Annotated in this window: 13 protein-coding genes; 7 read left to right on the top strand and 6 right to left on the bottom strand. The window is 70.2% G+C overall.

Going from position 1 to position 13,152, the window contains the following annotated elements; translation table 11 throughout:
* Nucleotides 1–80 precede the first annotated feature (80 nt).
* Complete coding sequence (locus tag CLV49_RS07215; RefSeq protein ID WP_106562932.1) at nt 81–3,659, top strand: TM0106 family RecB-like putative nuclease; 3,579 nt, start codon at nt 81–83, stop codon at nt 3,657–3,659.
* A 3-nt stretch (nt 3,660–3,662) separates the two neighbouring features.
* Here CLV49_RS07215 and CLV49_RS07210 read toward each other — a convergent pair whose 3' ends face one another.
* On the bottom strand, nt 3,663–4,142 hold the full coding sequence (locus CLV49_RS07210; RefSeq protein WP_106562931.1) for a hypothetical protein: 480 nt from the start codon (nt 4,140–4,142) through the stop codon (nt 3,663–3,665).
* Nucleotides 4,143–4,281: 139 nt separating this feature from the next.
* On the opposite strand from CLV49_RS07210, the gene CLV49_RS07205 reads away from it, so the two are divergent.
* Together CLV49_RS07205 and CLV49_RS07200 are read left to right on the top strand one after the other, a co-directional pair.
* Nucleotides 4,282–5,304, top strand: coding sequence for an aldo/keto reductase (locus CLV49_RS07205; protein ID WP_106562930.1), 1,023 nt, complete (start codon nt 4,282–4,284; stop codon nt 5,302–5,304).
* Between the two features lie 130 nt (nt 5,305–5,434).
* Nucleotides 5,435–6,706 carry an MFS transporter gene (locus CLV49_RS07200; protein ID WP_106562929.1) on the top strand — a complete coding sequence of 424 codons (1,272 nt, stop codon included), beginning with the start codon at nt 5,435–5,437 and terminating at the stop codon, nt 6,704–6,706.
* Nucleotides 6,707–6,724: 18 nt separating this feature from the next.
* Here the strand turns inward: CLV49_RS07200 and CLV49_RS07195 are convergent, their stop codons facing one another.
* Nucleotides 6,725–7,288, bottom strand: coding sequence for a dihydrofolate reductase family protein (locus tag CLV49_RS07195; RefSeq protein WP_106562928.1), 564 nt, complete (start codon nt 7,286–7,288; stop codon nt 6,725–6,727).
* 101 nt (nt 7,289–7,389) lie between these two features.
* On the opposite strand from CLV49_RS07195, the gene CLV49_RS07190 reads away from it, so the two are divergent.
* A complete protein-coding gene (locus CLV49_RS07190; RefSeq protein WP_127054420.1) occupies nt 7,390–7,818 on the top strand; it encodes a hypothetical protein in 429 nt (142 codons plus the stop codon).
* 11 nt (nt 7,819–7,829) lie between these two features.
* Here the strand turns inward: CLV49_RS07190 and CLV49_RS07185 are convergent, their stop codons facing one another.
* On the bottom strand, nt 7,830–9,392 hold the full coding sequence (locus CLV49_RS07185) for an MFS transporter (RefSeq protein WP_243696651.1): 1,563 nt from the start codon (nt 9,390–9,392) through the stop codon (nt 7,830–7,832).
* A gap of 125 nt (nt 9,393–9,517) precedes the next feature.
* Between CLV49_RS07185 and CLV49_RS07180 the strand changes: the two genes are divergently transcribed.
* The 3 genes from CLV49_RS07180 to CLV49_RS07170 all read left to right on the top strand — a co-directional run bounded on the left by CLV49_RS07180 (nt 9,518) and on the right by CLV49_RS07170 (nt 11,164).
* Nucleotides 9,518–9,808 (top strand): hypothetical protein, encoded by a 291-nt coding sequence (locus tag CLV49_RS07180; protein WP_106562925.1) that lies wholly within the window; start codon nt 9,518–9,520, stop codon nt 9,806–9,808.
* Nucleotides 9,809–9,847: 39 nt separating this feature from the next.
* Entirely contained in the window at nt 9,848–10,237 is a 390-nt protein-coding gene (locus CLV49_RS07175) for a YchJ family protein (protein WP_106564948.1), read from the top strand.
* Nucleotides 10,238–10,513: 276 nt separating this feature from the next.
* Complete coding sequence (locus CLV49_RS07170; RefSeq protein WP_106562924.1) at nt 10,514–11,164, top strand: nucleoside/nucleotide kinase family protein; 651 nt, start codon at nt 10,514–10,516, stop codon at nt 11,162–11,164.
* Between the two features lie 22 nt (nt 11,165–11,186).
* On the opposite strand, the gene CLV49_RS07165 is transcribed toward CLV49_RS07170, so the two are convergent.
* From CLV49_RS07165 to CLV49_RS07155, 3 genes are all read right to left on the bottom strand, one after another.
* Nucleotides 11,187–11,408, bottom strand: coding sequence for a DUF6264 family protein (locus tag CLV49_RS07165; RefSeq protein WP_127054422.1), 222 nt, complete (start codon nt 11,406–11,408; stop codon nt 11,187–11,189).
* A 399-nt stretch (nt 11,409–11,807) separates the two neighbouring features.
* On the bottom strand, nt 11,808–12,248 hold the full coding sequence (locus CLV49_RS07160; RefSeq protein WP_243696652.1) for a GbsR/MarR family transcriptional regulator: 441 nt from the start codon (nt 12,246–12,248) through the stop codon (nt 11,808–11,810).
* Nucleotides 12,245–13,075, bottom strand: coding sequence for an alpha/beta fold hydrolase (locus CLV49_RS07155; RefSeq protein ID WP_106562922.1), 831 nt, complete (start codon nt 13,073–13,075; stop codon nt 12,245–12,247). The genes CLV49_RS07160 and CLV49_RS07155 overlap by 4 nt, the downstream gene beginning before the upstream one ends.
* Between the last annotated feature and the right edge of the window lie 77 nt (nt 13,076–13,152).

The raw sequence follows: 13,152 nt of genomic DNA, 5'->3' as shown, positions 1-13,152 counted from the left end.
CAGGGTTGATCCCCCACCGCCGTCCGCCGTCGCCCTGGGTGCCCGCGTGAGCGTCGGTGGTCGCGGCTAGCCTCGTCAGCATGTACCTCCTCGATGGCGTCACCCCGATCACGAGCGCGAGCGACCTCACGGCCGCGTCGAAGTGCGAGTTCGCGTTCCTCCGGTCGATCGACGCCAAGCTCGGCCGGGTCGAGGCCGTCGTGGAAGACGACCCCATGTACGCGCGTTCGTCGAAGCTCGGAGATGAGCACGAGCTGCGCGTCCTCGAGCAGTACCGGGCCGACTTCGGCGACGCCGTGCGGGAGTTCGACCGGCCGGACGTACGCGACCGCGCCGCCATGGAGCAGGCCCACCGAGACACGATGCAGGCCTTCCGCGACGGCGCCCCGCTCGTGTTCCAGGCCGTCTTCTTCGACGGCTCGTTCGTCGGATTCGCCGACTTCATCATCCGGATGCCCGCCACGGAGGACAAGCCGGCCCGCTATCGCGTGCAGGACACGAAGCTCGCCCGCTCGGCCAAGGTGCCGGCGCTGCTGCAGCTGGCCGCGTACGTCGAGCAGCTGACGAACGAGGGTATCCCGGTGGACGACGAGGTCGACGTGATCCTCGGCGACGGCACCGTGAGCACCCACCTCGTGGCCGACATCCTCCCGGTCTACCGTCGCCGGCGCGAGCGGCTCGTGCGCATCGTTCAGGAGCGCCTCGACGACACGCAGCCCGTGCAGTGGGACGACCCGCGCTACGCGATCGACGGACGCTGCGCCGAGTGCGAGCGCGAGATCCAGGAGCGCCGCGACGTGCTGCTCGTCGCCCGCATGCGCCTCACCCAGCGCGAGAAGCTGCGCGCCGCCGGCGTCACCACGATCGACGAACTTGCTGCACGGACGGAGCCCGTCGACGGGATCGCGGCGGCCACGCTCGAGGGTCTTCGCGAGCAGGCGGAATTGCAGCTGCAGGCGCCCGAAGGCGGGGGAACGCCGCCCGTCCGCCTCATCAGCGCCGATCCGATCGCCCATCTCCCGGCGCCGGATCCGGGTGACATCTTCTTCGACTTCGAGGGCGACCCGCTCTACACGGAAGGCAGCCCCGGTCATCCTGTCGGCACCAGATGGGGGCTCGACTACCTCTTCGGTCTTGTCGACGTGCACGAGCAGTTCACCGCCTGGTGGGCCCACGACTTCGCCGCCGAGAGGGCCGCCCTGCGCGGGTTCCTCGACTGGGTGGCCGAGCGCCGGGCCCGCTTCCCCGGGCTGCACATCTACCACTACGCCGCCTACGAGCGCACTCACCTCCTCGCGCTCGCCGCGCGCCACGGCACGGGTGAAGAGGAGGTGGATCAGCTGCTCCGCGAGGGCGTCCTCGTCGACCTCTACCCCGTGGTGCGGGCGGCGGTGCGGGTCGGCTCGCGGTCGTACTCCATCAAGAAGCTCGAGCCCCTCTACATGGGAGACGAGCACCGCGAGAGCGACGTGAAGGACGGCGCCGCATCCATCGAGGCGTACGCCCACGCCCGCGAACTGGCCGCGTCGCCCGATCCCGCCGACCGCGCCCAGGGCGACGCGGAGCTCGCCGAGATCGGCGACTACAACCGCTACGACTGCGTCTCCACGCTGCGCCTCCGCGACTACCTTCTCTCGCTCGCGCGAGAAGTGGGTATCGAGCCGGGTGCCCCCGTCGTGGAGATCGGAGAGCTCGAGACGGCCGAGCCGTCGCCGCTGCACGCCGAGCTCACACGCCTCGCGGGCGACCCCCTCGACCCGGAACGCGACGCCGACCACGCGGCCCTCGCGCTCGCCGCAGCGGCCATCGACTATCACCGCCGCGAGCAGAAGGTGTTCTGGCAGGAGCACTTCACGCGCCTCTCCGCTCCCCTCGACGAGTGGGCCGACGCTCGAGACGTCTTCGTCGTCGACAGCGCAGAGGTGGTGCGCGACTGGTACCGGGAAGACCGGCAGCGCACCGACCGGCGTGTGCTCCGCCTCCACGGCACGCCCGCACCGGGCAGCTCCCTCAAGGCCGGCAGTGAACTGAACGCGCTCTACGACGTGCCGGCACCGTTCACGAACCCCGGCGGAACACCCGGCGCACGCTCCTGGACCGGCGTTCGGGTGCTCGAAAACGACGACGAGGGCACCCTTCTCATCGAGGAGGGGCTGCGCGGAGGGCGCGACCCGTACGACGACGTGCCCGTCGCGCTCACACCGGGGGCACCGCCGCGCGCGGGCGCCCAGGCCACAGCCATCGAGCACTGGGGCAACGCCATCCTCGACGCGTTCGCCACCCAGCACGCCGTCCTCCAGCCGGGCATCGATCTCGCCACCACCACCTGGCCGGCCGATCCGGTCGTCGACATCCTCCGCCGCCGTCCGCCGCGCACCATCGGAGGGGCGCCCCTCCGTCACTCGCTCGGCGACGACGGTGTTCCGCGCACCGTCCCCGACATCGTCGCGAGCCTCCGCGACCTCGACAACTCCTACATCGCCGTGCAGGGACCTCCCGGCACGGGGAAGACGTACGTCGCCACCCACGTGATCGCCGAGCTCGTACGCGAGCACGGCTGGGCCGTCGGCGTCGTCGCGCAGTCGCATGCCGCGGTCGAGAACCTCCTCTCCGGTCTCGTCCGCACAGGGCTCAGTCCGCAGCTCGTCGCGAAGGCCTTATCGGCCAGTGTCGGGCCGGATGACGCCGAACGCTCCTTCACCGTCCTGCCCAAGAGCGGGCATCTCGCGTTCGCCGCGGAGCGTGTGGCGGCCGGCACCGGATACGTCATCGGCGGAACCGCGTGGGACTTCAGCAACACCGACCGGTTCGGTCGACGGCAGCTCGACCTCCTCGTGGTGGAGGAGGCCGGGCAGTTCTCGCTCGCGCCCACCATCGCGGCGAGCGTCGCGGCGCGCAACCTTCTCCTTCTCGGCGACCCGCAGCAGCTTCCGCAGGTCACCCAGGGAATCCATCCGGAACCCATCGACACATCGGCGCTCGGCTTCGTCGCCGACGGGGAAGACGTCCTGCCGCGGCAGCTCGGCTACTTCCTCGCCCAGAGCTGGCGGATGGACCCCGCGGTCACCGCAGCCATCTCGGAGCTGTCGTACGCCGGCCAGTTGCGCTCGGCGCCCGCCACGGGTGCGCGCAGGCTCGACGGACTCGCGCCGGGCGTGCACGTCGTGCCCGTGCCGCACGACGGCAACGCCACCCACTCGCCCGAGGAGGCCGCGGCCGTCGTCGACATCGTGCGCGGAGCCCTCGGTCTCGCGTGGACCGACCCGGGCACGATCGTCGACGGGAAACCGCTCGACCGCCACCCGCTCCAGCCCGCCGACATCATCGTCGTGTGCCCGTACAACGCGCACGTCGCCGAGGTGCATCAGGCGCTCGACGCCGCCGGCCTCGCCGACGTCCGCGTAGGCACGGTCGACAAGTTCCAGGGCCAGGAGGCCGTCATCGCGATCCTGTCGCTCGCGGCATCGTCGCCGGCCGACGTGCCACGCGGGATGTCGTTCCTGCTCATGAAGAACCGGCTCAACGTAGCTGTGTCGCGAGCCAAGTGGGCGGCGTACATCGTGCACAGCCCGGCGCTCACCGACTACCTGCCGTACACGCCGGAGGCACTCGCGGAACTCAGCGCATTCCTCCGCCTCACCGACGCGGCGGTGGGATAGCCCTCAGCCGCCGAAGAGCTTCGAGAAGAAGCCGTTACCGCTCTTCCAGCCCGCGGCCTCGAGAGCGTTCACGACCGGTTCCTTCACCTCGTCGCTCGTGAAGGCCCAGCCGTACACGTGACCGTCCGTCGTTCCGTGACGGTCGGTCTGCTCGGCCTTCACCGCTCCACCGATCGTGAAGGACATGCTCTTCTGCGGTCCGCTGTGCCAGGACTTCGACGCCCCCGCACCCGACGGGCCGATGTGCGCCTCCGACTGCGACGACTTCTCGTGGAACTTCCACGACTCCTTCTCCGGGTCGAGCACGACACGGAGCTCGTACTCGGCGTCAGCCTGACCCGCCGCGATGATGTTGTTCCACCTCACATCGCCGAACTTCCAGTGGGCGACGACCCCGTCCGGCGTCGGCTGGTACACGAAGGGGAGCTCGTCGTTGTTGAGGGCGAGGATGCTCTGCTGGGCTTCTGCGAAGGATGCGGCCATGCGGGCAGTCTAAGGAGAACGCATCCGGCCGACGACCCCACGAACGGGCCGCCGCCCGCTCTCGGTCCGAGAGAACCGACGGCGCGGGGCGCCCCGTCAAGCGGGCCACGCCCGGCAGCCCAGCGCCTACGCTGAACCCATGGACAAGCGCATTCTCGGTCGCACTGGAGCGACCGTCTCGGTCATCGGACTCGGCACCTGGCAGCTCGGAGCGGACTGGGGTGACGTCTCCGAGACGGACGCCCTCGCCGTGCTCGACGCGTCCGTGCAGGCGGGCGTGACGTTCTTCGACACCGCCGACGTTTATGGCGACGGACGCAGCGAAACCCTCATCGGCCGTTACCTCGCCCAGAACCCGGGCCACGGCATCACCGTCGCCACGAAGATGGGGCGGCGCGTCGACCAGGTCCCCGAGAACTACACCCTCGACAACTTCCGCGCCTGGACGGACCGCTCGCGCCGCAATCTCGGCGTCGACACCCTCGACCTGGTCCAGCTGCACTGCCCGCCGACCCCCGTCTTCAGCTCGGACGCCGTCTACGACGCGCTCGACACCCTCGTGGAGGAGGGCGCCATCCGCCACTACGGCGTGAGCGTCGAGACCGCGGACGAAGCCCTCGCCGCGATCGCGCGCCCCGGCACCGCCACCGTGCAGATCATTCTGAACGCCTTCCGCCTCAAGCCCCTCGACCGCGTTCTGCCGGCCGCCGCCGAGGCCGGCGTGGGCATCATCGCTCGCGTCCCACTTGCATCCGGACTGCTCAGCGGCAAGTACACGACGGAGACGACCTTCGCCGAGAACGACCACCGGAACTACAACCGTTCGGGCGACGCGTTCGACGTGGGCGAGACGTTCGCGGGCGTGGACTTCGAGCGCGGGGTCGCGGCGGCCCAGGACTTCGCCGCCCTCGTGGCCGGCGAGCCCATCGCGGGTCCCGACGGTGAGCCGGGATCCGGCGAGTACAGCACCGCGCAGGTCGCGCTCGCATGGGTCGCGCAGCAGCCCGGCGTGAGCTCGGTGATCCCCGGCGCCCGCTCCGTGGAGCAGGCGGCGGCCAACGCGGCCGCCGGCGACATCGCGCCGCTCAGCGACGGCTTCCTCTCCTCCGTCCGCGACCTGTACGACGAGTACTTCCGCGCCGCCGTCCACCACCGCTGGTAGGCGCGACATTGAGGGGTGTCGAACACGGAGGCCGCGAGATCCCTCGCGAGGGCGCCAGTTTCGCTCGAGGGCGCCACGTGGGAGTGGCGCCCTCGCTCGGGAGTAGCCCTCTCGCGGGGGAGCGCGCGAGGTGAGGGAACGGAAGGCCGGGCTCGGGCCCGCGTTCGGCAACCTGTTCACATCGAACCTCGCCTCGAGTCTCGGCGACGGCATCGCGCGCACGGCCGCCCCGCTCCTCGCGGTCCGGCTCACCGACGACCCGCTGCTCGTCTCCGGCATCGCCGCGCTCGCGATGCTGCCCTGGCTGCTGTTCGCGGTTCCCGCGGGCATCATCATCGACCGGATCGACCGCCGCACGGCGCTCGCCCTCGCGAACGGTGGCCGCGCCGTGCTGGCCGGTGGGCTCGTGGCCCTGGCCGCGACGGACTCCCTCACCATCTGGTGGCTGTACGCGGTGATCTTCCTCTACGGCATCGGCGAGACGATCTATGACGGAGCGATCCGCGCGGTCGTCCCGTCGATCGTGAACCGCTCGAACCTGCCGCGCGCCAACTCGCGCATCGAGGCCGGTGAGCTCGTGGTTCAGAACTTCCTGTCGGGTCCGTTCACCTCGGCGCTCTTCGCGGTCTCCGTGCTCATCCCTCTCGGTGCGAACGCCCTCGTCTACGCGGGGGCCGTCGTCCTCGCGATCCTCCTGCCGCGAGCCGCAGCGGGCACCCACCTCCAGGCGGCAGCCGCATCGGGAACGCGCGTCGCGTGGCACCGCCAGTTCGCCGACGGCTTCCGCTTCATCCTCGCGAGCCGCATGCTCACGACCCTCCTCGCGCTCAGCACCTTCATCGGCCTCTGCTACAGCGCCGCGACGGCGAGTTTCGTCCTCTATCTGCTCGACCGTCTCGCGCTTCCCGAGGCCCTCTTCGGCGTCTTCATGCTCACGGGCGCCATCGGCGGCATCATCGGGTCGATGATCGCCCAGCGGCTCAAGGACCGCTGGGGTGCCGGCACGGCGATGGCCGTCGCGAACGTCGTCTCGACGGCGTCGTTCCTGTTCATCGGTCTCGTGCCCACCCTGTGGGCGGCGGGGGTGGGGTACTTCATCTCCTCGGCAGCGGTGCTCGTGTGGAACGTGCACGTGATGTCGCTGCGGCAGAGCGTGATCCCCAGCCGACTGCTCGGTCGGGTGCACGGATCGTGGCGCACCGTCCTGTGGGGCACGATGCCGCTCGGCTCCCTCATCGGCGGGGCGCTCGGCCGCATCGACCTGACGGTGCCCTTCATCGTGGGCGGCGGGGTGGCGACGGTCGCCGCCCTCGTCTTCTTCCGCTTCCTGAGGTCGCTCCCGAACCCCGAGGACGTCGACAATGGCGACCCGCGCACCGGGTCCATCCCCACGGTCTCCTGAACCGCGGACCCGCGCTCGTCAGCGCAACGCGTAGCGCGCGTAGGTGACGCCGGACGCGAACGAGCGCGACTCGAGCAACCGCAGGTCCACCTTCACTCCGCTGGGGAACTGCGGAGTGCCGCCGCCGACGAGGACGGGATACGTGAACACGGTGTACTCCTCGACGAGCCCCGCTCGCATCGCCGCGGCCGCGAGCGTCGCACCTCCGAGACCCACGTCCGATGCCGACTCCGCAACGAGTGCCCGGACGGCGTCGGGGTCGAAGCTGCGCTCGAGCCGCGTACGGGTGGTCGATACGGAATCGAGGGTCGTGGAATACACAACCTTCTCCGCGGCCCGCCACACGTTCGCGTAGTCGAGCTCGACGGGGTCGATGTCGGGGTCGTTCTCGGCCGTCGCCGTCTCCCAATAGGTCATGACCTCGTAGATCCGCCGGCCGTAGAGGTAGGTGCCGATCGGGCGCTCGAGGTCGTTGATGAAGGCGTGGACCTCGGCGTCGGGCTCGGCCCAGTCGAAGTCGCCGTCGGCGTCGGCGATGTAGCCGTCGAGCGAGGCGATGGTCGTGTAGGTGAGGCGTCCCATGGCCGTCACTGTAGACCCGGGGAGGCGCTCCGGATAGGGGAGTGGGAGCGGCGGCGCACCGACGAGCGAGCAGAGGGGCGGAGCGCTGCTACCGTGAACCGGTGCAGTCTCCCGACCCCAGCTCCTCACCCGTTCAGCCCACCGGCGGTTCCGGCCGTGTCGACCCCGCCGTCCGGCTCGCCCGCACCGGGGTGCGTGCGCTCGTCCTGGCCGCGATCGTGTCGGCCATCGGGGCCGTGCTCGTCGCCGTCCTGGCGATCGTCGGTGGAGCGGGCGGCGTCACGGCGGCGGCCGTGGTGCTCGTGGTCGTGGCCCTGGTGCTCGTGGCGTTCGCCGGCTTCATTGGCGGGGCGCTTCGTGCGCACGGCGGAACGACGACCGTCTCTTCAGCGGCGGCGGCGACCGGCACGGGTTCAGTCCGGGCGTCGAGGCCGGCCGAGGCCGTCACCGACGACGAGATCGAATCGGCACGCGCGATGTTCGGCGAGGGCACCGGTCCTGTGAACCCCGACCCGTCCTGGCGGAACTGAGCGCGAGAGGGTCAGGCGCCGTCGCGACGCGACGCGGCGGATGACCGAGCGCGGGTCGGCAGCCCGACGACGAACGACACCGCGAGGGCGATGAGGGCGACGGCGGCCGTGTAGCCGAGGGTCGCGACGAACGGCGCGGCCGCGGCGGCATCGCCGAGGATCCATCCGCCGACGTCGGTCCCGGCACTCACGGAAGGTCCGGCCGGGCTGATCGCCGTGACGAGGGTGAACACGAGGCCGGACAGGGCGAGTGAGACGCTCGCCCCCACCGCCTCGGACAACGAGAGCGCCGAGGTGTTCCGACCCTCCTCGCCGCGCTCCGACGACGCGAGCACGATGGTGGTGATCCGCGGGAACATGAGTCCCATGCCGCCGCCGGCGAGGAACCACCCGAGTACCGCGACGACGGGGTGGAGGTGGAGGGCCGCCGTGACCACCTGGACCGCGGTGCCGGCGAAGAGGAGCGTGCCGCCGATGCGCATGAAGACGCGGTGGGGCACCGCGTCGCCCGCGCGCCCCTGGATGGCGGATCCGCTGGCCCAGGCGATCGCTCCCGCCGTGAGGGTGACGCCCGAGAGCCACGGCGGCAGCCCATAGCGGTCGTGGAGGAGGAGCGGCAGGTAGACCTCGGCCGCGAAGAACGTGGCGGCGATGAGCCCGCGCAGGAGGACCGCCGACGGCAGGCCGCGCCGCGCGGTGAAGGTGCCGGGCGGGAGGAGCCGGTGCACGAGCACCGCGATGACGACGAGGGCGACGCCGCCGAGGATCCAACGCGATGCGCCGTCGAGCTCGCCGCTCAGGCTCAGGGTGATGACGGCGATGGCGACAGCCGCGCTGAACCACAGGCGGGCGGATGCGCCGAGAGCCGGACGCGCGGACGCATCGGCCATCGCCACGACATCGCTCGGTGACGAATCGGTCTCCGCAGCACCGTCGGAGTCCCGCGACGCGAGCGAGCGGAGCGCCGGGGCCACGAGGACCCCGGCCACGGCCACGAGGGCCACGACGCCGAGGAACACCCAGCGCCATCCGACGGTGTCGGCGACGATCCCCGCAACGAGCGGGCCGACCATCGACGGAACGACCCAGGCGGCCGCGTACGCCGCGAAGATCTTCGGGTGCAGCGGGGGCGGGTAGAGCTTCGCGACGAGGACGTAGATCGCCACGGTCATGGCGCCGGAGCCGAAGCCCTGCACGAAGCGGCCGGCCACGAGCACCGGCATGGCGAGGGCGAGCCCCGCGACGATGAGACCGATGGTGAAGACGATGATCGCGGCCACGAGCGGACGTGCGGGGCCGCGGCGATCCGCCCAGATGCCCGCGCCGACCATGCCGACGATGCTCGACGCGACCGGCGCGGCGAAGGCGAGCGAGTAGAGGGCGGCTCCGTCGAGCTCGTCGCTCACGACCGGCATGATCGTGGTGACCGCGAGCGACTCGAACGCCGCGAGGGTGATGAGCGCGCACGTGCCCACGGTGGTGAGGGCGAGCCCTCCGCGCAGGATGCCGGGGGCGACGGCGGGTACGGGTCTCTCGGGCATCGGCTGCGATGGGGTCGGTTCTGGTGCGCTCACGGTGATTCGAGCCTATGACCAACCGCCGACGGCGGTACGCCTCGAGCCTGGTTGATCGACCAGCACCTCCGATCGACCAGCACCTCCGATCGACCAGCACCTCCGCGGGCTGTAGCGTCGAGCGCATGCCTTCCTTTCGCGTGACGATGACGATCGGCGCGTTGCGCCCGGGCGTCGCCCCCGAGCGCGTGCAGCCCCGTGCCGAGGACGCCGCGAAGGAGGTCGCCGTGCTGGAGTCGTCGCAGGTCGACGTGGTGCGCGGAGAGGCCCGGCTCACCGTGCGGTTCACGGCTGAGGACGCGGAGATCGCGCTCCAGGTGGCCCGGCATGTGATCGCCACCACCACCGACGTCGCCCAGCTCGGTGACGCGACGATCACACAGCGCGACGGCGGCACGTGGCGTCGCGTCGGCTGACGGGCGGCGTCCGCGCACCGGGCTGGTAGCGTGCGGGTCGTGAACGACGACGAACGCTGCCCGTGCGGGAGTGGCGACACCTACGGCACCTGTTGCGGCCCGCTGCACCGTGGCGAGACAACGGCTCCCACCGCGGAGCGGCTCATGCGGTCGCGGTTCACCGCGTTCGTGCTGCACGACGCCCGCTATCTGCTCGCCACGTGGCACCCCACGACGCGTCCGCCCCGCCTGCACCTCGACGCGGACGTGCGCTGGTTGCGTCTGCTCATCCTCGGTCACGCGAAGGGCGGACCGTTCGACACCGAGGGGACCGTCGAGTTCGAGGCGATCTTCCGCACGGCGGACGGCCGTGGCGTCCAGCACGAGAACAGCCGCTTCGTGCGCGAGCACGGCCAGTGGTTCTACGTGAGCGGGACCGTCTCCGACTGAGCGGATGCGCCGCGCCGAGCCCCTCAGCGGCGGACGGGGCCCGGAGCTGGTCGCGTCAACAACACACGAGCCGCTCCGGGCGCAAAGCCCTCACCGTCCCCCGGACCCGTAGCGTGCGCGTGGCCGAATATCGTCCGCCCACGGGTCCTCCTCCATTGGATACCGTCGAACGGCCGTTGTCATGTCCCTCGTTGATGGGGTGGACACCCTGCCCCGTGTTCGTGCTGAGGCGCCGCACGCGTTACGGTCGGTGAGGACCGAGCGGGAAGAAGGCCGATGAGCGACGACGTGCTGCCGACGATCGACGGTCTCGATGCGTTCGCCGCCGAGATCGAGCTCCGTCTCGCGCACGCGAGCGGCCGTCTGATGGTGGGCATCGCCGGCTCGCCCGGCTCGGGCAAGTCGACCGCCGCCGCCCTGCTCGCGGAGCGGTTCGGCGGCGAGGCCGCACTCGTGCCCATGGACGGATTCCACCTCGCGAACGAGCAGCTCGCGGCCCTCGGACGCCGCGACCGGAAGGGCGCCCCCGACACGTTCGACGCCGACGGCTACGTCGCGCTCCTGGAGCGCTGCCGTCGCTCATACGGTGCCGAGGGGCGCACCGTGTACGCGCCGCGGTTCGTACGCGAGATCGAGGAGTCCCACGGTTCGGCGATCGCGGTTCCGCCGTCCGCCCGCCTCGTCATCACGGAGGGGAACTACCTGCTCCTCGACCGGGCACCGTGGTCCGAGCTCGGCGAGGTGCTCGACGTCCGCTACCACCTCGCCGTGGATCAGGACGTTCGGCGGGAACGTCTGATCGCGCGCCACATCGCGTTCGGGAAGAGCCCGGAGGATGCGCGCGCGTGGTCGCTCGGACCGGATGAGGCGAACGCCGTCCTCATCGAGGTCGCCGCCGCGCGGGCCGACGCGATCGTGCGTCTGTAGCGACGCCAGGGCGGTCGCGTGGTTACGGCAGACCGGAGGTCGCGATGCCGTTGCCGATCAGGAAGAGCACGATGGACCCGACGACGCCGACGATGGGCACCCACCAGGCGAGCCGGTGACGGTTGATCATACGGACGGTCATCACGATCGTGCAGACGAAGAGGACCAGCGGCCCGAAGAGCGCGATCATCTGACCGATCGACATGACTCCCATGCTGTTCTGGCTGTAACAGCTGTCGGTCATCAGCCCCATCATCAGCCCGATGAACGCGAGGGGGGACGTGGATCAGGGCGCCGATGATGAGGAGGATGATCGACGCGGTGATGTCGACGACGCGGCCGGCCGACGCGGGCGGGCGTTGCGGCGTGAACTGCGGCTGCGGAACGTAGGGGGCACCGGGGTACCGCTGCTGCGGCGGGTACGGGGCACCCGGGTACTGCTGCTGCGACGCGTCCGGTGAACCGGAGTACTGCTGCGGCTGCTGCGGTGGCTGAGGCTGTTGCGGCGGCTGCGGTGGCTGCGGGGACGTCATGGTGCGACTGTACCCACGTCCGTCCACGCGGCGCCGGTGTTCCCAGGAATCGGGTTCCGGCGCCGCGATCGTTCCGACGCCCTCGATGGTGAGTGGTGCGTTCTCGTGGCTCACGATCGCGAGTAGTTGCGGAGTACGTGCTCGCCGGCGTCGACGTAGGACGTGAACAGGTCGGTGACGTCGCGAAGCCGAGTAGCTGCGTGCGCGTTTTCGGTCAAATCTTCTGCGGCGCGCAGAGTTCGCACAAAGGCGCGGGTGCGTTCGTGGCTTGCGGCAAGGAGCTGCTCGAAGCCGCCTGTGGCTTCCACGAGTAGTCGGCGACTGCCAGGCTGTGGGATCGTACGCGCCAAGCCCCAGGACACGAGTTCTCGAATCGCGGTACTGACTGCTCCCGAGCTGAGGGAGAGATCGGTACGCAGCTGTTCCGCGCTCGTTGCTTCTCCTCGCAGCAGAAGATCTCCGTAGACCCGCCCCGTGGCTCGGGGCAGATTCCATGTCGCGAGCGTGTCTCCCATGGCGTTGACGAATTGCTCATGTTCGGTCGAGATCACGATGATTCTTTCTGACCCGCGACTGGATGGTTCCAGTCATCGAGGATCCCGATGAGCGTGCGTGACACCTGGTCAGGGGCATCCCACGTGACGATATGTCCGGCCTCCGGGATGACATGCTCCTGAACGCCTTCGGCTTTTGCCCACCGCGGCATTGCGGTCGAAATGTTGCCTGTCGCGTCTTCGGCGCCGCGTACGAGAGCGACCGGCACCGGGAACGGGCGCCCTGGAGCAGGATCGACAAACGAAACCGTCGCCCGCCACACATCCAGGAACCTGGCCTTGGGCATGCGAGCGAAGATCGCTTCGCTCCGGGCGATCGCCTCTGGCGTCACTGCCGAGGCGCGAGCCATGAGGCCGGGCAAGCGCCCCGCCGGTATCAGAGAGAGTCCGGGCGCAGCGAGCCGGAGCGCGATTCGTTCGAACCGAGACAACGGGCCGGCGTTCCATGTCGAGTCGACCGCGATCACGCCCCTCACGCGTTCCGGGGCCGCGCCAGCAAAGGCCTGCGCGAGGTTGCCGCCTAATGAATGGCCGACCAGCACGGGCCTGGCGACATCGCACTCAGCAAGCAGCGAGTCGAGATCGTCCAGCGCATCGGAAGCCGTGAACCGAGCCCCGTCTGCGAGCGTCGATTGTCCGTGCCCGCGCAGATCCCACTCGATTACGCGGAAACCGCGCTGGGCAAGAGCCGTGGCCTGAGCGTCGAACATCGAATGATCGAGGCCCGCACCATGAATCAGGACGACGGCAGCACCATCTCCACCCGAGTCTGCGAAGGCGATCTCAGCATGTGGACGGCTCAGACGATCGGCTAGTTTCACCATTCTCTGAATATAGATAGATTAACTCGTCTTGGCGACCCATGAAACTGGTCATAGACCCGCGTCGAGAACCTCCCGCC

The organism is Labedella gwakjiensis (assembly GCF_003014675.1).
Classification (GTDB): Bacteria; Actinomycetota; Actinomycetes; order Actinomycetales; family Microbacteriaceae; genus Labedella; species Labedella gwakjiensis.
The sequence above is the reverse complement of the archived record's forward strand: the minus strand, read 5'-3'. Positions and strand labels throughout refer to the sequence as shown.

Bases quoted from the DNA above. Each gene is read 5' to 3' on its own strand.
- CLV49_RS07215 (WP_106562932.1), top strand. From the start codon at position 81: ATGTACCTCCTCGATGGCGTCACCCCGATCACGAGCGCGAGCGACCTC.
- CLV49_RS07210 (WP_106562931.1), bottom strand. From the start codon at position 4,142: ATGGCCGCATCCTTCGCAGAAGCCCAGCAGAGCATCCTCGCCCTCAAC.
- CLV49_RS07205 (WP_106562930.1), top strand. From the start codon at position 4,282: ATGGACAAGCGCATTCTCGGTCGCACTGGAGCGACCGTCTCGGTCATC.
- CLV49_RS07195 (WP_106562928.1), bottom strand. From the start codon at position 7,288: ATGGGACGCCTCACCTACACGACCATCGCCTCGCTCGACGGCTACATC.
- CLV49_RS07180 (WP_106562925.1), top strand. From the start codon at position 9,518: ATGCCTTCCTTTCGCGTGACGATGACGATCGGCGCGTTGCGCCCGGGC.
- CLV49_RS07170 (WP_106562924.1), top strand. From the start codon at position 10,514: ATGAGCGACGACGTGCTGCCGACGATCGACGGTCTCGATGCGTTCGCC.
- CLV49_RS07165 (WP_127054422.1), bottom strand. From the start codon at position 11,408: ATGACCGACAGCTGTTACAGCCAGAACAGCATGGGAGTCATGTCGATC.
- CLV49_RS07155 (WP_106562922.1), bottom strand. From the start codon at position 13,075: ATGGTGAAACTAGCCGATCGTCTGAGCCGTCCACATGCTGAGATCGCC.